We start from the raw sequence: 16,807 nt of genomic DNA on the forward strand, positions 1-16,807 counted from the left end.
CCCCCGCCCACCCCGCGTGGCGAAGCCCCGCGCGCGCCGGCGCCGCAGGTGACGGTGGCCGAAGGCGCCGCGGCTGGCGCGGACTACCAGCCGCCGCGCGCGGTCCTGGCCAAGCCGGCGCGGCTGCCATACCTTGCCGGGCGCGCCGATGCGGTGCTGATTGGCGCGGTGCTGATGCGGGTGGACATCGACGCGACCGGCAAGCCGGCCTACGTGGCCGTGGCGGAGAACAAACTCGGCCCGACCTATGCGCGCAATGCCATCGCCGCGGTCAAGCGCTGGCGCTTCGAACCGGCGCGCCGCAATGGCGTGGCCGAGCCGGCCACGGTGCTGGTGCCGGTGTCGTTCGGTACCCGCAACCTGCGTGCGGATTCGCTGGCCGGTGAAGCGGTCGTGCATCCCCTGCCCACGTATTCGCCGCCGCCCCAGCACGTGGCGCGGGTGCAGGCGCAGCCCCTGCCGCAGCCTGGCGGCGGGCGCTGACCAAAGGAGCATGGCGCGGGGCCGTGTTGGCGAAGCCAGCACTGCCCCGCGCCGATTTCATCATTCGCCCAGCAGGTGCTTCTGCCAGAACAGCACGCTGGCCGCGCCGAAGTAGTCGCTGTTGGCCTTCTTGCGGAAGCCGTGGCCCTCGTCCTTGAACAGCAGGTACCACACGTCGCCGCCGTTGCCGCGCACGGCCTTCACGATCTGCTCGGCTTCGGTCCACGGCACGCGCGGGTCGTTGAAGCCCTGGGCCACGAACAGCGGCGCCGTGATCCTGCCGGCGTTGTTGAGCGGCGCGATGCGGTCGTGGAAGGCCTTCATCTCCGGGATGCGCTCGTCGCCGTATTCGGCCCGGCGCAGGTCGCGGCGGTAGCTCTCGGTGTTGGCCAGGAAGGTGCCGAAGTCCGAGATGCCCACCACGTCGATGCCGGCGCGGATGCGGTCGTGGAAGTGCACCAGGCTGGCCAGCACCATGTAGCCGCCGTAACTGCCGCCGGACACGCCCACGCGGTTGGCGTCTAGCTCGGGCTGCCTGCCGATCCAGTCGAGCAGGGCACCGATGTCCTTGACGGAATCCTCGCGCAGGAAGCCGTTGTCGAGCTGCAGGTAGGACTTGCCGTAGCCGGCCGAGCCGCGCACGTTCGGCACCAGCACCGCCACCTTCAGCTCCTCGAGCATGAACTGGATGCTCGGGTTGAAGACCGGCAGCGCCTGCGCTTCCGGGCCGCCGTGGATGTTCACCACCACCGGGAACGGGCCCTCGCCCTCGGGGCGGTAGTAGAAGGCCGGGATGGTGCGCGGCTTGCCGTCCACGGTGTCGAAGGTGGGGTAGCGCACCAGCGTGGGCGCGCGGAAATTCGCGGCGTCCAGGCCGCCCACTTCGCTCTGGGTCCAGCGCACCAGCGTGGCCGTGGCCAGCTCCACCACGTACACGTCGCTGGGCGAGGTGGCGCTGTTGAGCGTCAGCGCCAGGCGCTGGCCGTCGGGCGAAAAGCCGAGGCCGCCGATCACGCCGATCGGCAGTTCGGGCAACGGGATCTCGCGGTGGCCGGGCAGGGACAGCACGCGCAGCTTGCCGATGCCGTCTTCGTTGGTGACATAGGCCAGGTGCCTGCCGTCGTCGGCGATGGCCAGCTCGGACACGTCCCAGGGCACGTGGCCGCTCACCAGCGTGGGCGCGCCGCCGGCGGGGTCGTGGTGGCGCAGGGTGAGGAACTCGCGCTCCTCGTCGGACACGTAGTACACGCTGCGGCCGTCGGGCGCGTAGCGGAAGGCATTGAACGCGGCCTTGCCGCCGTCCACCGGGAAGAGTTCCAGCTTGCCGGTGGCCAGGTCGAGTTCGCCCGGATAGGACTCGTTGATCGACACGTAGCGCAGCACCAGCAGGCGCTTGCCGTCGGGCGAGAAGTCCATCGGCGTCCACAGCCCGCCTTCCTTCAGCACGATGCGCGCTTCGCCGGTGGCCATGTCGCGCACCCACAGGTCGTAGTCGGTGCCGTTGCGGGCGGTGCTGGCCCAGGCCAGCTGGCGGCCGTCATGCGACCACAGCGGGGTGGTGTTCTGGCTGCGCTGGCCATCGGTGAGCAGGGTCACGTCGCGGCTGGCCAGGTCGTACCAGAACAGCTGCCAGAACTCGGAGCCGCCCACGTCCTTGCCGAACACGAAGCCGTCGGCGCCCTTGGCCGGCGCGGTGCCGACGGCGTTGATCGGCTCGCGGTAGAAGGTGAGCTGCTCGCGCATGCCCATCGGAATGCGCACGCGGTGGGCCTGGTTGGTTTCGGCGAAGCGGGTGGTGACCACCAGGCTGCCGTCCTCCAGCCAGCCGGCGAAGCTGGCGCCGCGCGTGTTCTGGTAGCGGTCGAGGCGCTCGATCAGTTCCGCCGGCACCTCCGGCAGGTTCTCGCTGACGCGGTTGCCCGCTTCCACCCGCGCGACGGCGGGCGTTTCGGCGAGCGCGGGCGGCGCCATCAGCGCCAGGCACAACAACAGGCTGGTCGTTCGCATTCCGGGGTCCCCTTGAAATGGAACCCGGAGCATAGCCGCCCCGGCCGCCGCGGTCGCGTGAAGCGGGGTCGTCTCAGCGGGGGGCGTGGAGGTCGCGCAGTTCGGCCTTTTCGGCGGCGCTGAGGCCGGACATGCCGACTTCGTTGATGCGGGCCTGCAGCTCTTCCACGCGCTGCTGGCGGACCTGGCGGTCGAGCTGGGTCAGGGCGTCGAGCAGTTCGGCGCGCCAGCCGGATTCGTCGCCCGGGAAGACCTGCAGGGCCAGCTTCTGCAGCGCCGGTTCCTCCTCGCGCCCGGCGAAGTGCTCGAGCACGGCGCCGGTGGTGATGCCCGGCCGCTCGCGCGCCAGCGACACCAGTTCCACCAGCAGCGGGATGCCGGGCTGGCGCAGCGCGCCGAACAGATAGGGCGGCTCGATGGCCGAGGCCAGCGCCGGCTTCTGCAGCAGCAGCGCGATGGCCGTGCGCACCAGGCTGCGCTTGGGCGCCGGCGCGCCGCCGCGGCCGCCGCGCATCGACGGCACGGGCTTGGCCGGTTCCGCCGCCGCTGCGCGCTGGCCGACGCCGGTCATTTCGGTCAGCCGCTGCAGCATCAGGTCGCGGAAGGCGCCGTCGGGGATGCCCGCCAGCAGCGGCTTGGCGCGTTCGGCCAGGCGCGCCTTGCCTTCCATGCCGGCCAGGTTCACGTCCTTGGAGAGCTCGTTGTAGAAGAACTCCGACAGCGGCATCGCCTGCGCCAGGCGCGCGTCGAAGCCGGCCGCGCCTTCCTTGCGCACGATGGTGTCCGGGTCCTCGCCTTCGGGCAGGAACAGGAAGAAGGCCTGGCGGCCGTCGCGCATGCGCGGCAGCACCGATTCCAGCGCCTTCCACGCGGCGCCGCGGCCGGCGCGGTCGCCGTCGAAGCAGAAGTACACGTCGGCGGCGTTGCGGAACAGCAGCTCGGCGTGGTCGGGCGTGGTCGCGGTGCCCAGGGTGGCCACGGCGGTGTTCACGCCGTACTGGAACAGCGCCACCACGTCCATGTAACCCTCGACCACGATCAGCCGCGGGATCTTCGCGTGCGCCTGCCGCACCTGCCACAGGCCGTAGAGTTCGCGGCCCTTGTGGAACAGCACGGTCTCGGGCGAGTTGAGGTACTTCGGGCCGTCGTCCTTCTCCAGCACGCGGCCGCCGAAGGCGATGACGCGGCCGCGGCGGTCGTGGATGGGGAACATCACCCGGTCGCGGAACTTGTCGTAGACGCGGCCGCTGTCGTTGCGCGAGAACATGCCCACCTTCTCGAGCAGGGCCAGCCGGCGCGGGTCGGTGCCCAGCGCCGACTTCAGGCCTTCCCAGCCCTCCGGCGCGTAGCCGATGCCGAAGCGGGCGCGGTTCTCGGCGTCCACGCCGCGGCGCTCGAGGTAGGCCTTGGCCTTGGCGCTGGCCTGCAGCTGCTGCTGGAAGAAGTGCGCGGCCGCTTCCACCGCCGCGTACAGCTCGCGCGACTCGCCGCTTTCGTTGCGCTGGCGGGTGTCGCGCGGCACTTCCAGGCCGACGCGCTTGGCCAGCTCCTCGACCGCGTCGAGGAACTCGAGGCGGTCGTAGTTCATCAGGAAGCTGATGGCGGTGCCGTGCGCCCCGCAGCCGAAGCAGTGGTAGAACTGCTTGTTCGGCGACACCGTGAACGAGGGCGAGCGCTCGTCGTGGAACGGGCAGCGCGCCGAATACTCGCGCCCCTGGCGCTTGAGCGGCACGCGCGAGCCCACGACCTCGACGATGTCCGTCCGGGCCAGCAGGTCGTCAATGAACGCGTCGGGGATCCGTGCCATCGCCGCCTAGGATGCCCGAAAACCCGCCGGCGCCTGGATGCTCAGCCGGCCAGGGCCTTCTTCACCAGCTGGGAGACCAGGCCCATGTCGGCCTGGCCGGCGAGGCGGGGCTTGAGCACGGCCATCAGCTTGCCCATGTCGGCGGGGCCGGCGGCGTTGGTTTCGGCCTTGGCGGCGTCGATGGCGGCCTGCACCTCGGCCTCGGACATCTTGGCCGGCAGGTAGGCCTCGATCACGCCCAGTTCGTAGCGCTCGATGGCGGCCAGGTCCTCGCGGCCGGCGCCCTCGTACTGGCTGATCGAGTCCTTGCGCTGCTTGACCATCTTCTCCAGCACGGCCAGCACCAGCGCGTCGGTCATCTCCACGCGCTCGTCCACTTCCTTCTGCTTGATGGCGGCGTTGATCAGGCGGATGACCGCCAGGCGGTCCTTCTCGCCGGCCTTCATCGCGGCCTTCATGTCTTCGGTCAGCTGGGTCTTGAGGCTCATCTCGGTTCTCCTGGAGTCAGAAACACAAAAAGCCGGCCACGCTCGCGCGTGCCGGCTTTCTGGCAAGCAACGCGACTCAGTACAGGCGCTGGCGCTTGGTGACGTCGCGCGAGCTGCGGCGCAGCTGGCGCTTCACCGCGGCGGCGGCCTTGCGCTTGCGCTCCTGGGTCGGCTTCTCGTAGAACTCGCGCTTGCGGGTTTCGGCGAGCACGCCGGCCTTCTCGCAAGTGCGCTTGAAGCGACGCAGCGCAAACTCAAACGGCTCGTTTTCGCGGACTTTGACAGACGGCATTGTGGAATTCCTGGATACGTGGATTTCGCCCGGCTTGGCCGGCGAGCCGCGTATGATACGCGGGTCCCGGGGCGGCAGGCAAGCCAGTCCTGGGTTTTTCCCTTGAATCCGGCCGGAAAGCCCCGAAAAACAGCCACATGCGCGTCCTGGGCATCGAAACCAGCTGTGACGAAACCGGCGTGGCGGTGTACGACACCGACCGCGGCCTGCTCGCGCATGCGCTCTACACCCAGGTCGCCCTGCACGCCGAATACGGCGGCGTGGTGCCGGAGCTGGCCAGCCGCGACCACGTGCGCAAGCTGCTGCCCCTGGTCCGCGAGGCCCTGGCCGGGGCCGGCCTGGCCCCGGCCGACCTGGACGGCGTGGCCTACACCGCCGGCCCCGGCCTGGTGGGCGCCCTGATGGTGGGCGCCGCCGCCGGCCGGGCCCTGGCCTGGGCGCTCGACCTGCCGGCCGTGGGCGTGCACCACATGGAAGGCCACCTGCTGGCCCCGCTGCTGGAAGACCCCACGCTCAAGCCGCCCTTCGTGGCCCTGCTGGTCTCGGGCGGCCACACCCAGCTGGTGGAGGTGGCCGGCATCGGCGAGTACCGCCTGCTGGGCGAGACCCTGGACGACGCCGCCGGCGAGGCCTTCGACAAGACCGCCAAGCTCATGGGCCTGGCTTACCCCGGCGGCCCCGAGCTGGCCCGCCTGGCCGAAACCGGCCGCCCCGGCGCCTTCACCTTCTCCCGGCCCATGACCGACCGGCCGGGCCTGGATTTCAGCTTCTCGGGGCTCAAGACCCAGGTGCTGCTGGCCTGGCAGGCCTCGGACCAGACGCCGGAAACCCGCGCCGACATCGCCCGTGGCTTCGAGGACGCGGTGGTCGAGACCCTGGCCATCAAGTGCCAGCGCGCGCTCGAACAGACCGGCGCCCGCACCCTGGTGGTGGCCGGCGGCGTGGGCGCGAACGTCCGCCTGCGCGCCCGCCTGCAGGCCCTGGCGGAAAAGCGCCGTGGCCGCGTCTGTTTCCCGCGCCCGGCCTTCTGCACCGACAACGGCGCCATGATCGCCTTCGCCGGCGCCCTGCGCCTGCAGGCCGGCCAGCATGAAACCCCGGCCGTCACCGTGACGCCACGCTGGGACATGGCAAGCTTGCCCCCCGTTTGATTCCCGGACACCCCATGGACAAGGTTTTCATCGAGGCGCTCGAGATCGAGTGCGTGATCGGCATCTACGACTGGGAGCGCAAGATCAAACAGCCCGTCGTGCTCGACATCGAGATGGCGTTCGACAACACGCTGCCGGCCGCCACCGACGATATCGCCGACACGCTCGATTACAAGGCGGTGAGCAAGCGCCTGATCCAGTTCGTGTCCGAGTCCGATTTCGGCCTGGTGGAAACCCTGGCCGAGCGCTGCGCCGCAATCATCACCAGCGAGTTCGGCGTTTCCCACGTGCGCCTGAAGCTGAGCAAGCCCGGCGCCGTGCGCGGTTCCAAGGCCGTGGGCGTGATCATCGAGCGCTACGGTTCGAAGTGAGCACCGCCTGGCTGAGCCTGGGCAGCAACCAGGAGGCGGAAGCGAACCTGCGCGCCGCCGCCGACGCGCTGCGCGAGCGTTTCGGCGCGGTGGTCTTCTCGCCGGTGTACCGCACGCCGGCGGTGGGTTTCGAGGGCCCGGATTTCCTCAACGCCGCGGCCGCCATTGAAACCACGCTCGATCCCTTCGAGCTCAACGACTGGCTGCACGCGCTCGAGGACCGCATGGGCCGCGACCGCAGCGGCCCGCGTTTTTCCAGTCGCCCGATCGACGTGGACATCGTGTTCTACGACCAGCGCGTGCTCAAGGGCCCCGGCAACCTCGAACTGCCGCGGCCCGAGCTCCGCCACGCCTTCGTGCTCAAGCCGCTCGCCGACATCGCACCGGAATACCGCGTGCCCGGCGACGGCCGCACGCTGGCCGAGCTGTGGGCCTCGCACCCCGAGGCCGCGTCGCCGCCGGCCACCGACCCGCTGCGGCTGGCCTAGTCGCAGCGCGCGGTCTCGCCGCGGAAGTCGCGGTTCATGCGCTGCACGGGCTCCAGCAGTGCCGCGGGGCGGCCCTCGAGGTCGTACAGGCCGCCGTACTGCACGTGGTCGAACAGCGCCAGGTCGCGCAGCGCGAACGCGCCGGAGCGCGCGTGCACGTCGAAGGCCAGGCCGTCGGCGCCGGGCTGCGGCGCGATGTCGACGCAGCGGCGCTGCAGGCCGGTGCCCTCGAAACGCAAGGGCACGAGCTTGCCGCCGGCGCTGACTTCGACCACGCCCGGCGCGCGCACCTCGGCCTCGACGCAGGCGCGGTCGGCGCGCGCGTCGTCGGCGCGCGGCAGGCGGCCGCGGCGCGGCGGCACGAACTGCGACAGGTGGTCGCCGGCGGCGAAGGCCAGCTGGAAATCGCCGCTGGGCAGGGCTTCCAGCGCCTGCGCCGGCTCGCCCTGCGCGCGCTGCAGCGTCCAGCCGTCGAGGCCGTAGCCGAAGGCGGGGTTGTGCAGCGGGCTTTCGGCGTAGTCGCGCGTGGTCCAGTAGCCGTAGCCGAGCACGCCGCGCCGCTTCATCGTGCACACCGAGGCGTGCAGGAAGGCCGCGGTCTCCTCGGGCTTGATCACCGCGTTGTGTTCGTGGCCCGGGGTGTTGTCCACGACGTTGAACTGGTCGATGAACACCGGCGCGGCGGATTTTTCCGCCAGCTGCGCCAGCATCGCGTCCAGCAGCTCCAGGCTGCGCGCGGCGGGCAGCTGTTCGCCCTGGTTGAGCGCGCCCCAGTAGGGCGCCCAGTAGATCGTCAGCGGCTGGCCGGCGGGCAGGCGCAGCATGCCGTCGTGGCTGATCCACTCGGCCACCACGGGCGCGCCGTCGGGGCCGGGCTCGAAGCGCGGGTCGCTGTCCACGCGCGCCTCCAGCGACAGCGCCGGGAACAGCGGCGCGGCCGGCGCGACGAATTTCTCCACCAGCAGCCAGTCCCAGTAGGCGTGGAAAAGCGCCGCGTCGGCGACCGGGTCGGGCAGGCCCGCGGGGCGCGGCTCGCCGGCGGGGCGCGTGGCCAGGAACTCGTTCCAGGTGCCCGCCGCGCTTTCGTCCACGCGGCGCAGCCACAGGTCTTCCCAGCTCAGGAAGGAAAGTACCAGGCCCTCGCGGCCGGCGGTTTCCGTGGACACGCGCGCCAGGAAAGCGAGGAAGGCTTCGCGCGCGGCCGGGTCGTTGAGCACGCGCTGCTGGCGGTCGCCGATGTCGCCCGCGTCGGGGTGGAAGCTCCAGCCGTAGCCCAGGCGCAGCATCACCTCCAGGCCGGCGGCGTCGGCTTGGTCGAGCAGGAAGCGCAGGCGTTCGAAGGCGCGTTCGTCGTAGCTGCAGCAGGGCGAATACACCGGCTGGAAATCGCCCCAGGCCACCAGCAGCACCACGGTGTCGAAGCCGTCGGCCTTGAGTTGGGCGAAGTCGGCGGCGACGTGTTCGCGGCGGAACCCCGGCAGGAAGTTCTTCGGCCACTGGCGGCCGAACCAGTGCGCCGCGACGCGGCCGCGCACGGCGTCGGCGGGCGTGGCCGCGGCGGTGGCGGGCGCTTGCGTGGCGTCGGGCGCAGGCGCTCGCTGGCAGCCGGCCAGCAGGGCCAGGCCGGTGATTGCTGCGAACGCGGGCAGGCGAAGGGTCATCGGGTCGTCCGGAATGGCCTGCAGCGATTATAGGCAGCGCAGGGGTGACTTCCGGCCTTGCGGGGGCCCCGGCGCAATCGCATGATCAGCACACGATTCCCGCGGAGGTGGCGCCATGTTCGACAAGGTTTCCCGCAGCTGGCACCTGGTCAAGGCCAGCGCCGGCGTGCTGCGCACCGACAAGGAACTGCTGCTGCTCCCGGTCATCTCCGCCATCGCCACCCTGCTGGTGGGCGCCACCTTCCTGGTGCCGGTGCTGGGCCTGCGCCTGTTCGAAGGCGGCGAGATCGGGCCCATGGGCGCGATCGTCGGCTTCCTGTTCTACCTGAGCCAGTACTTCGTCATCTTCTTCTTCAACACCGCCCTGGTGGGCGCGGCCATGATCCGCCTCGAGGGCGGCGACCCGACCGTGGCCGACGGCCTGCGCATCGCGCGCGGCAAGCTCGGCGCCATCCTGGGTTACGCGGCGCTGGCGGCCACCGTCGGCCTGGTGCTGAAGATGCTGGGCGAACGCGCCGGCGCGGTGGGCAAGATCATCATCGGCCTCATCGGCATGGCCTGGACCCTGGCCACCTTCCTGGTGGTGCCCATCCTGGTGTCGCGCGACATCGGCCCGGTGGACGCGGTGAAGGAAAGCGTGGACCTGCTCAAGCGTACCTGGGGCGAGAACGTGGTGGGCAACGTGGGCATCAACCTGGCCTTCGGCCTGGTCACCGCGCTGGTGGTGGTGATGGCCATCGGGCTGACCGTGGCCGCGGCGCTGATCGCCGGCGCCACCGTGGCCATCGCCGTCGCGGTGCTCGGCGCCATCGCCATCGCCCTGGTGGCGGTGGTGCAGGCGGCGCTCTCGGGCATCTACGCCGCGGCCGTGTACCGCTACGCCGTGGACGGCGCCGCGCCGGCCGGTTTCGCCGGCGGCGAGCTGCAGGCCGCCTTCCGCCCGAAATAACAGCGCTCTTGTAGGAGCGGCTTCAGCCGCGACCGCATTTCGCCAAGAGCGGTCGCGGCTGGAGCCGCTCCTACAGGGATCGGGTCAGAGGATGAGAGAGCGGCCGCCGTCCACGCGGATGACCTGGCCGGTGGTGTAGCGGGCGTCCTGCAGCAGCCAGCGCACGGCTTCGGCCACGTCGCCGGGGTCGCCGGCGCGCCTGAGCGCGGTGGCGGCCAGCATGGCGGCCTTCTCGTGTTCGGCCTTGCCTTCCTCGGGCCACATCACCGCGCCCGGCGCCACGGCGTTCACGCGCACCTCGGGGCCCAGCTCCTTCGCCAGCGACTGCGTGAGCATCAGCAGCGCGGCCTTGGCCATGCAGTAGATCGGGTGCTTCGCGAGCGGGCGTTCGCCGTAGATGTCGCCCAGGTTGACGATGGCGCCGCCGGCCCGGCGCAGCGCCGGCGCCGCGGCCTGGGCCAGGAAAAACGGCGCGCGCGCGTTCGAGGCGAACAGCTCGTCCCAGTCGTCCGGCGTGGCGTGGCCCAGCGGCGTGGGGCGGAAGGCGCTGGCATTGTTCACCAGCGCGTCGAGCCGGCCGTAATGCGCTTCGGTGGCGATGACCAGGTCGGGCAGGGCGGCGGCATCGGCCAGTTCCGCCTTCAGCACCAGCGTGCTGAACGGCCGCGCGGCCTCGAGTTCGGCCACCAGCGCGGCCATCTCCTGGCCGGAATGGCGGTGGTGCAGGGCCAGGTCGTAGCCGGCGGCGTGCAGGCGGCGGGCGATGGCGGCGCCGACGCGCTTGGCGGCGCCGGTGACCAGGGCGACGGGACGTTCGGCGGGCATTGGGCTGGGCTCCTTGCGTTTGCCGGTATCCTGCGCGCTGGCACATGAAGATTCCAACATGAGCGCGCAACTCCCCACCCCCGACGCCGATGCGCAGGCCCACAGCGACCGCCTGCTGGCGCTGCTGAAGGCCCAGGTGGCCGCCGCCGGCGGCGCCATTCCCTTTTCCCGCTACATGGAGCTGGCGCTGTACGCGCCGGGCCTGGGCTATTACAGCGCCGGCGCCCGCAAGTTCGGCGCCGAGGGCGATTTCGTCACCTCGCCCGAACTGGGGCCGACGTTCGCCGAATGCGTGGCGCAGTGCGCGGCGCAGGTGTTCGAACAGCTGGGCGGCCAGGCCGACTTCCTGGAGCTGGGCGGCGGCAGCGGTGCCTTCGCCGAGGCCGCGCTGCGCCGCCTGCAGGAACTCGATGCGCTGCCGGCGCAGTACCTCATCCTCGAGCCCAGCGCCGACCTGCGCGAACGCCAGCATGGACGCCTGCGCGAGGCGCTGGCGCCGGACGTGTTCGCCCGCGTGCGCTGGCTCAACGGCCCGCCGGAAGAACAATGGCGCGGCTTCCTGTTCGCCAACGAGGTGATCGACGCGCTGCCGACGCCGCGTTTCAGCGTGCGCGGCGGCGAGGTGTTCGAGGAGTTCGTGGCGCTGGGCGCCGACGGCGAACTGGCAAGCGTGGAGCAACCCGCCGACGCGATGCTGCATGCGGCCGTGCGCCACGTCGAACGCGACATCGGCGCGCCCTTCGCCGACGGCTACCGCTCCGAACTGTTGCCGCAGCTGCCGTACTGGATCCAGGCCGTGGGCGGCCTGCTCGTGGACGGCGCGATGCTGTTCGTCGACTACGGCTATCCGCGCCGCGAGTACTACCTGCCCGAGCGCAGCGACGGCACCCTGGTGTGCCACTACCGCCACCGCGCGCATGGCAATCCCTTCCACCTGCCGGGCCTGACCGACATCACCGCCTTCGTGGACTTCACCGCGCTGGCCGAGGCCGGCGTGGGCGCGGGCTTCGACCTGGCCGGCTACTGCGCGCAGGCCAGCTTCCTGCTCAACAGCGGGCTGGCCGAGCGCCTGGCGGTGATCGAGGCCATCGCCGACCCGGTCGAGCGCCACCGCCGCACCAACGAGGTCAAGCGGCTGACGCTGCCGGGCGAAATGGGCGAACGTTTCCAGGCCATGGCCTTCCAGCGCGGCGTGGACATCCGCCCGGTGTTCGCGCGCGGCGACCTGAGCCGGCGGCTGTGATGCGCGATTTCCGTCGCCCCCGGCTCTGGCTGGGGCTGTGGGTGCTTGGCTGGGGGCTGTGCATCGCGCTGTCGCTGCTGCCGGCGATGCCGCTGCCCGGGCCCGAGGGTTCCGACAAGGTCGGCCACTTCCTCGCCTACTTCACGCTCACGGCCTGGGCGGTGGCGATCTTCCGCACGCGCGGGGCGCACCTGCTGGCGGCGCTGTCGCTGGTGGCGCTGGGCGTGGCGATGGAGCTGGCGCAGGCCACGCTCACCACCGTTCGCCTGGGCGACCTGCGCGATGCCCTGGCCAACACCGCCGGCGTCGCGGTTGGCCTGTCGCTGTCCTTCACCCCGGCCGCCACGCTGCTGCTTCGCCTGGATCGCCGCTTGGGTCCTTAGCGGGGCCTGCGTCCGCAGGAACTGCCGGCGCCGGATCGCCCCTATTCTTTCGCGTCGCGGATGGCGGCGATGCGGGCCTTGCGCAGCCATTCGCCGACGTCGGGGCCGCTGAGGCCGGAAGCCACGGCGTGGCCGGCGGAGATGGCGGCGGCAGCGGCGTGCAGCTTCACCAGCAGGGCCGCGGACGGATAGGGCGTTTGATCGCGGCCCAGGCGGCCGCGGGCGTCGGCTTCGCAGGCCACGGCCAGCTGGCGGATGCGTTCGGGCTTGCGGAAGCCGTCGCAGCGCGCGATCAGGTCGTGCACGGTGTCGGGGCGCAGTTCGGCCAGGCGATGCACGTTCAGGTGCTCGCGGCAGACGATTTCCGCCACCGCCGCGTATTCCGCCGGCACCTTGTAGCGCGCGCACACCGCGCGCAGCGGCCGCACGCCGCCGTGTTCGTGGCCCACGTGGCGCGGCAGCTGGTCCTTCGGCGTCAGCGCCTTGCCCAGGTCGTGGGTGAGCGCGCAGAAGCCGATGAGCGCGTCGCCCGGCGCCAGCCGCGCCGCCATGTCCAGCACCATCGCCAGGTGCACGCCGGTGTCCACTTCCGGGTGGTATTCCGGGCGCTGCGGCACGCCGTAAAGCGCGTCCACTTCCGGAAGCAGCCGCGCCAGCGCGCCGCAGTCGCGCAGCAGCGAAATGGCCGCGGAAGGCTTCGGCATCTCCAGCGCCTTCTTCAGCTCCTGCCACACGCGTTCGGGCACCAGGTGGTCCACCTCGCCGGCGGCCACCATGTCGCGCATCAGCTGCAAGGTTTCCGGCGCGATGGTGAAGCCCAGCGGCGCGAACCGCGCCAGGAAGCGCGCCGCGCGCAGGATGCGCACCGGGTCCTCGGCGAAGGCCGGCGACACGTGGCGCAGCACCCGTGCTTCCAGGTCGCGCTGGCCGTCGTACGGGTCCGCCAGCGTGCCGTCTTCGGCTTCGGCGATGGCGTTGATGGTGAAGTCGCGGCGCGCCAGGTCCTGTTCCAGCGTCACGTCGGGCGCGGCGTGGAAGACGAAGCCGTGGTAACCGGGCGCGGTCTTGCGCTCGGTGCGGGCCAGCGCGTGCTCTTCCTTCGTCTGCGCGTGCAGGAAGACCGGGAAATCCCTGCCCACCGGCAGGTAGCCGGCCCGGATCATTTCTTCCGGCGTGGCGCCCACCACCACCCAGTCGCGGTCGCCGCCCGGCAGACCGAGCAGCCGGTCGCGCACCGCGCCGCCGACCAGGTAGCGTTGCATGGGCTCAGCGCGCCGCGCGGAAGCGGGCGTAGCGGGCCTGGCGGTCCGCGGCGTGGCCCAGGATTTCCGGCAGCTTCGCCGCCACGCGCGTGGGCGTGATGCCCAGGCGGTGCAGGCCGTCGATGCCGCCCACCGAGTCGGTGAGCAGCGAGCGGAAGTTGTCCGACGAGAACGGCTTGCCCGGCACGAAGTCGAACACCAGGCCCTGCAGGCGGCCCAGCGCATCGGGCAGCGGCAGCACGATGCGGCGCAGGCCGCACTGGCGCGCCGTCATGCGCACGATCTCGGCCATGGTGAACACGTCCGGCCCGTAGAGTTCGTACACCTCGCCGCGGCTGCGGCGATCGCGCAGGCAGCGCACCATCGCCTCCACCACGTCGCCCACGTACACCGGCGCGAAGCGGGCGCCGGCGCGCGCCAGCGGCAGCACCGGCGCGTGCCGGATGAGGGCGGCGAAGCGGCAGAACAGGCCGTCGCCCGGCCCGAAGATCACCGAGGGTTCGAAGATCGTCCAGTCCAGGCCCGAGGCCTTCACCGCCGCCTCGGCTTCGCCGCGCGACTTCAGGTAATGGCTGTGGCCGCGGCCGGCGTTGAGCGAGCTCATCTGCAGCAGGCGGCGCACGCCGGCCAGCTGCATCGCCGCCAGCACGAGCTTGGTCAGCTCGACGTGGGCGCGGCGGAAGCCGCGCCCGTTGTCGCCCTTCTCGTTGAGGATGCCGACCAGGTTGATGACCGCGTCGGCGCCCGCGAAGGCGTGGCGCAGCGCGTCCGGGTCGTACACGTCCACTTCGCGCAGCACCACGCCGGGTGGCAGCAGGCGTTCGTGGTGCACGCCGAGGTTGCGGCTGAGCAGGGTGATGGCGTGGCCGTCGGCGGCGAGGCGGGCCACCAGGTGGCGGCCGACGAAACCGGTGCCGCCGAGGACGACGAGCTTGAGGGGAATCATGGCGAGGGCAGGGAACCAGGGCTGAGGGGGCAGGCGAAGGGACGCCGGGCGGACTTGGCGACGGTGCGGCCGAGCAGGCGCTCGTTCACCGGCACCGCGCTGCCGTCCAGGCGCCAATCGTAGATGACGCTGAAGGCCAGCACACGCGCGACGTAGTCGCGGGTTTCCTTGTACGTCACGGTTTCGATCCAGAAATCCGGGTCGAAGCCGGGACGGTCGCGGTTCCAGCGCTGCACCGGGGTCGGGCCGGCATTGTAGGCGGCGATGGCCTGGTAGGCGATGCCGCCGTGCTGGTCGAGCTCGTGGCGCAGGTGGGCGATGCCCAGCACCAGGTTGGTCTCGGGCTGGTACAGGCTGGCCGCGCCGCCGAAGGCGATGCCGAGCTTGCGCGCGGTGCGCGCGGCGGTGGAGGGCAGCAGCTGCATCAGGCCGCGGGCGTCGGCGTGCGAGCGTGCGTTGGGCATGAAGGCGCTCTCGGCGCGCGTCTGCGCGGCCACCCAGGCCGGGTCGATGCCGTGCCGGCGCGCTTCGCGGCGCAGCACGTTCTCGTGGTGCAGCGGGAAACGCAGCGAGTAGTGGCGCAGGTCCTCGGGCGTGTCACCGATGGTGAACACGGCGCGGTCGTACCAGTTCACGTCGCGCGCGAACTCGATCGCAACCTTGCGTTCCTCCGGCGACAACACCCGCAGCAGCGCGGCCCATTCGCGGGTGGCCAGCGGCACGCGTTCGATTTCCCACAGTTCCAGCGCACGCACCAGGCCCGGGTGGCCGGCGACGCGGGCGCGCAGCGCGGCGTCCTTCGACGGCTCCAGCGGGCACAGCGCGTAGGGCTGGCCGCTGCGGTCGGCGGCCAGGAAGCCATGGAAGGTGGCGGTGGTGGCGGCCTGCCGGTACAGCGCCTTCGCCGCGTCGTGCTGGCCCAGGCGTTCGCGCAGGCGCGCTTCGAAATACTGCCAGCGCGGGTCCTGACGCTGCGCGGCCGGCATGCGTTCGATGCCGCGCAGGGCGCCGGCGTCGTCGCGCCGGTGCATGGCTTCACGGACGCGCCATTCGTGCAGGCGTTCGTCGTAGGCGGAATCGGGCACGGCTTCGAGCCGCTGCTGCGAGCCGGGCAGGTAGGAGGCGACCGTCCACAGCGCCACCTGGTAGAGCACCTTGCCGCGCTCGGCTTCGCTGAAATCCAGCGCCGGCGCCAGCGTGGCCAGCTGCGCCGCGGCGGCGTCGGGCGAACGCCTGGCCAGGCGCGCCAGGCCTTCGGCGGCGATGGTGCGGCTGCGCGGGGTCTTGGGCCAGCCGGCGGCGCGGGCGTGCGGCGCGTCGAGGAAATCGGCGTAGTCGCGGGCCAGCGCGGCGTCGCCGGCCGGCAGGCCGCCGGCGAGGAAACGCACCAGGCCGGTCTGCCCCGCGAGCGCGGCCAGTTCGATGCGCTGCCAGCGCAGGTCGGCATCGAGCTGGCCCAGCGACTGCAGGGACTTGAAGGGCGTGTCGCAGGCCGCCGGCAGCGCCTCGCCGGTGAGCCAGAGCGCGCGCCCGTCGGCGATCCAGTCCGCGTCGGTGGCGCCGGTGGCCAGGCGCGCCGCCAGGTGGGCGCAGCGCAGGTCGGCGGCGGGGCTGTCGCGGTAGTCGGCCAGGAAATCGGCCCAGCGCGACTGCTTCGCCAGTTCGCGCAGCCAGGCTTCGCGCAGCCAGTCGGCGGCGGCGGTGCCGTCGTGCCGGCGCAGCGCGGCGCGCACTTCGTTCGTGGGTGCATTGGCCAGGCGCCGGCGCAGCTGGGTGGCGTCGATCCAGGGCAGCAGCGGGTGGTCGGCCACGCGGGCGCGGCCGGCCGTGTCCAACTGGCCCAGTTCGGCCAGGCGGAAGGCCTCGAGCACGGCACGGCGTTCGCCGGACAGGTCGGGCGGGCGGTCCTGCGCCAGGCTGGCACCGGCCAGCAGGCAAAGGGCCAGGAAACTCGGAATTCGGCGCGACATGAGGCAGAGTCTAGCCCATGGTCCCCGAGTCCTCCGCCCACCGCGCGGCCCGCGCCGCATGAGCCTTGCCTGGTTGCTCTACCTCGCCCTCGGGGCGGTGGCGGGCGTGCTGGCCGGCCTGCTGGGCATCGGCGGCGGCCTGGTGCTGGTGGCCGCGCTGGTGTGGCTGCTGCCCACCCAGGGCGTGCCCGCCGACCAGGCCGTGCACGTGGCCCTGGCCACCGCGCTGGCCAGCATCGTGCTCACCGGCCTGTCCTCGGCGCGCGCGCACCACCGGCGCGGCAGCGTGCTCTGGCCCACCGTGGCCTGGCTGGTGCCGGGCCTGATGCTGGGCGGCTGGCTGGGCAGCGGCCTGGCCACGTCCCTGGAGGGCGGCTGGCTGCGCGCCTTCATCGCGGTGTACTGCTACCTGGCCGCGGCGCAGATGGCGCTCGACTGGCCGCGCTCTCGGCTCGAGCGCGCCGACCCGCCGCGCGGGCCC

At 71.9% G+C, this 16,807-nt stretch carries 17 protein-coding genes; 8 read left to right on the forward strand and 9 right to left on the reverse strand.

Annotation, left to right across the window (positions count from 1 at the left end; genetic code table 11):
* A partial coding sequence (locus N790_RS15340) for a TonB family protein (protein ID WP_156970070.1) occupies positions 1-483 on the forward strand: 483 nt, incomplete at its 5' end.
* Between the two features lie 60 nt (positions 484-543).
* Here N790_RS15340 and N790_RS12315 read toward each other — a convergent pair.
* The 4 genes from N790_RS12315 to rpsU form a co-directional block, all read right to left on the reverse strand.
* Positions 544-2,490, reverse strand: coding sequence for a S9 family peptidase (locus N790_RS12315; protein ID WP_211251997.1), 1,947 nt, complete (start codon positions 2,488-2,490; stop codon positions 544-546).
* Between the two features lie 73 nt (positions 2,491-2,563).
* Positions 2,564-4,297, reverse strand: coding sequence for a DNA primase (gene dnaG / locus N790_RS12320; RefSeq protein ID WP_043804584.1), 1,734 nt, complete (start codon positions 4,295-4,297; stop codon positions 2,564-2,566).
* Between the two features lie 41 nt (positions 4,298-4,338).
* Positions 4,339-4,785: a GatB/YqeY domain-containing protein gene (locus N790_RS12325; RefSeq protein WP_043804586.1), complete on the reverse strand. Its 447-nt coding sequence runs from the start codon at positions 4,783-4,785 to the stop codon at positions 4,339-4,341.
* A gap of 76 nt (positions 4,786-4,861) precedes the next feature.
* A complete protein-coding gene (gene rpsU / locus N790_RS12330) occupies positions 4,862-5,077 on the reverse strand; it encodes a 30S ribosomal protein S21 (protein ID WP_002808376.1) in 216 nt (71 codons plus the stop codon).
* A gap of 137 nt (positions 5,078-5,214) precedes the next feature.
* Between rpsU and tsaD the strand changes: the two genes are divergently transcribed.
* The 3 genes from tsaD to folK are packed head-to-tail and all read left to right on the forward strand — an operon-like array spanning position 5,215 to position 7,087.
* Positions 5,215-6,228 carry a tRNA (adenosine(37)-N6)-threonylcarbamoyltransferase complex transferase subunit TsaD gene (tsaD, locus tag N790_RS12335; protein WP_043804588.1) on the forward strand — a complete coding sequence of 338 codons (1,014 nt, stop codon included), beginning with the start codon at positions 5,215-5,217 and terminating at the stop codon, positions 6,226-6,228.
* A 14-nt stretch (positions 6,229-6,242) separates the two neighbouring features.
* The gene (gene folB / locus N790_RS12340; RefSeq protein ID WP_043804590.1) at positions 6,243-6,599 is read left to right on the forward strand and encodes a dihydroneopterin aldolase; all 357 of its coding nucleotides are present in this window, start codon (positions 6,243-6,245) and stop codon (positions 6,597-6,599) included.
* Positions 6,596-7,087 carry a 2-amino-4-hydroxy-6-hydroxymethyldihydropteridine diphosphokinase gene (folK, locus tag N790_RS12345; protein WP_043804591.1) on the forward strand — a complete coding sequence of 164 codons (492 nt, stop codon included), beginning with the start codon at positions 6,596-6,598 and terminating at the stop codon, positions 7,085-7,087. The genes folB and folK overlap by 4 nt, the downstream gene beginning before the upstream one ends.
* Here the strand turns inward: folK and N790_RS12350 are convergent.
* Positions 7,084-8,748: a glycoside hydrolase family protein gene (locus tag N790_RS12350; protein WP_043804593.1), complete on the reverse strand. Its 1,665-nt coding sequence runs from the start codon at positions 8,746-8,748 to the stop codon at positions 7,084-7,086. The genes folK and N790_RS12350 overlap by 4 nt on opposite strands.
* A gap of 115 nt (positions 8,749-8,863) precedes the next feature.
* Here N790_RS12350 and N790_RS12355 point away from each other — a divergent pair, with 115 nt between their 5' ends.
* Positions 8,864-9,697, forward strand: a complete 834-nt coding sequence (locus N790_RS12355; RefSeq protein WP_043804594.1) for a DUF6159 family protein — start codon at positions 8,864-8,866, stop codon at positions 9,695-9,697.
* An 84-nt stretch (positions 9,698-9,781) separates the two neighbouring features.
* On the opposite strand, the gene N790_RS12360 is transcribed toward N790_RS12355, so the two are convergent.
* Positions 9,782-10,522: a pteridine reductase gene (locus tag N790_RS12360; RefSeq protein WP_043804596.1), complete on the reverse strand. Its 741-nt coding sequence runs from the start codon at positions 10,520-10,522 to the stop codon at positions 9,782-9,784.
* A gap of 58 nt (positions 10,523-10,580) precedes the next feature.
* Here N790_RS12360 and N790_RS12365 point away from each other — a divergent pair, with 58 nt between their 5' ends.
* On the forward strand, positions 10,581-11,765 hold the full coding sequence (locus N790_RS12365; RefSeq protein WP_043804597.1) for a class I SAM-dependent methyltransferase: 1,185 nt from the start codon (positions 10,581-10,583) through the stop codon (positions 11,763-11,765).
* Positions 11,765-12,148: a VanZ family protein gene (locus N790_RS12370; protein WP_043804599.1), complete on the forward strand. Its 384-nt coding sequence runs from the start codon at positions 11,765-11,767 to the stop codon at positions 12,146-12,148. The genes N790_RS12365 and N790_RS12370 overlap by 1 nt, the downstream gene beginning before the upstream one ends.
* A gap of 41 nt (positions 12,149-12,189) precedes the next feature.
* Here N790_RS12370 and N790_RS12375 read toward each other — a convergent pair whose 3' ends face one another.
* Genes N790_RS12375 through N790_RS12385 form a run of 3 tightly spaced genes read right to left on the reverse strand, consistent with a single transcriptional unit; the run spans position 12,190 to position 16,326 of the window.
* Positions 12,190-13,410 carry a multifunctional CCA addition/repair protein gene (locus N790_RS12375; protein WP_043804600.1) on the reverse strand — a complete coding sequence of 407 codons (1,221 nt, stop codon included), beginning with the start codon at positions 13,408-13,410 and terminating at the stop codon, positions 12,190-12,192.
* Positions 13,411-13,414: 4 nt separating this feature from the next.
* Positions 13,415-14,356, reverse strand: a complete 942-nt coding sequence (locus N790_RS12380; RefSeq protein WP_043804602.1) for a complex I NDUFA9 subunit family protein — start codon at positions 14,354-14,356, stop codon at positions 13,415-13,417.
* A complete protein-coding gene (locus N790_RS12385) occupies positions 14,353-16,326 on the reverse strand; it encodes a transglycosylase SLT domain-containing protein (protein WP_043804604.1) in 1,974 nt (657 codons plus the stop codon). The genes N790_RS12380 and N790_RS12385 overlap by 4 nt, the downstream gene beginning before the upstream one ends.
* Before the next feature lie 58 nt (positions 16,327-16,384).
* Here N790_RS12385 and N790_RS12390 point away from each other — a divergent pair.
* Positions 16,385-16,807, forward strand: a 423-nt coding sequence (locus N790_RS12390; RefSeq protein WP_043804608.1) for a sulfite exporter TauE/SafE family protein, incomplete at its 3' end; no start/stop codon positions are given.

Origin of the sequence: Arenimonas malthae CC-JY-1, from assembly GCF_000747075.1 — a bacterium.
Classification (GTDB): Bacteria; Pseudomonadota; Gammaproteobacteria; order Xanthomonadales; family Xanthomonadaceae; genus Arenimonas; species Arenimonas malthae.

Coding starts and splice junctions, on each gene's coding strand:
- N790_RS12315 (WP_211251997.1), bottom strand. CDS start 2,490: ATGCGAACGACCAGCCTGTTGTTGTGCCTGGCGCTGATGGCGCCGCCC.
- dnaG (WP_043804584.1), bottom strand. CDS start 4,297: ATGGCACGGATCCCCGACGCGTTCATTGACGACCTGCTGGCCCGGACG.
- N790_RS12325 (WP_043804586.1), bottom strand. CDS start 4,785: ATGAGCCTCAAGACCCAGCTGACCGAAGACATGAAGGCCGCGATGAAG.
- rpsU (WP_002808376.1), bottom strand. CDS start 5,077: ATGCCGTCTGTCAAAGTCCGCGAAAACGAGCCGTTTGAGTTTGCGCTG.
- tsaD (WP_043804588.1), top strand. CDS start 5,215: ATGCGCGTCCTGGGCATCGAAACCAGCTGTGACGAAACCGGCGTGGCG.
- folB (WP_043804590.1), top strand. CDS start 6,243: ATGGACAAGGTTTTCATCGAGGCGCTCGAGATCGAGTGCGTGATCGGC.
- N790_RS12350 (WP_043804593.1), bottom strand. CDS start 8,748: ATGACCCTTCGCCTGCCCGCGTTCGCAGCAATCACCGGCCTGGCCCTG.
- N790_RS12355 (WP_043804594.1), top strand. CDS start 8,864: ATGTTCGACAAGGTTTCCCGCAGCTGGCACCTGGTCAAGGCCAGCGCC.
- N790_RS12360 (WP_043804596.1), bottom strand. CDS start 10,522: ATGCCCGCCGAACGTCCCGTCGCCCTGGTCACCGGCGCCGCCAAGCGC.
- N790_RS12365 (WP_043804597.1), top strand. CDS start 10,581: ATGAGCGCGCAACTCCCCACCCCCGACGCCGATGCGCAGGCCCACAGC.
- N790_RS12370 (WP_043804599.1), top strand. CDS start 11,765: ATGCGCGATTTCCGTCGCCCCCGGCTCTGGCTGGGGCTGTGGGTGCTT.
- N790_RS12375 (WP_043804600.1), bottom strand. CDS start 13,410: ATGCAACGCTACCTGGTCGGCGGCGCGGTGCGCGACCGGCTGCTCGGT.
- N790_RS12380 (WP_043804602.1), bottom strand. CDS start 14,356: ATGATTCCCCTCAAGCTCGTCGTCCTCGGCGGCACCGGTTTCGTCGGC.
- N790_RS12385 (WP_043804604.1), bottom strand. CDS start 16,326: ATGTCGCGCCGAATTCCGAGTTTCCTGGCCCTTTGCCTGCTGGCCGGT.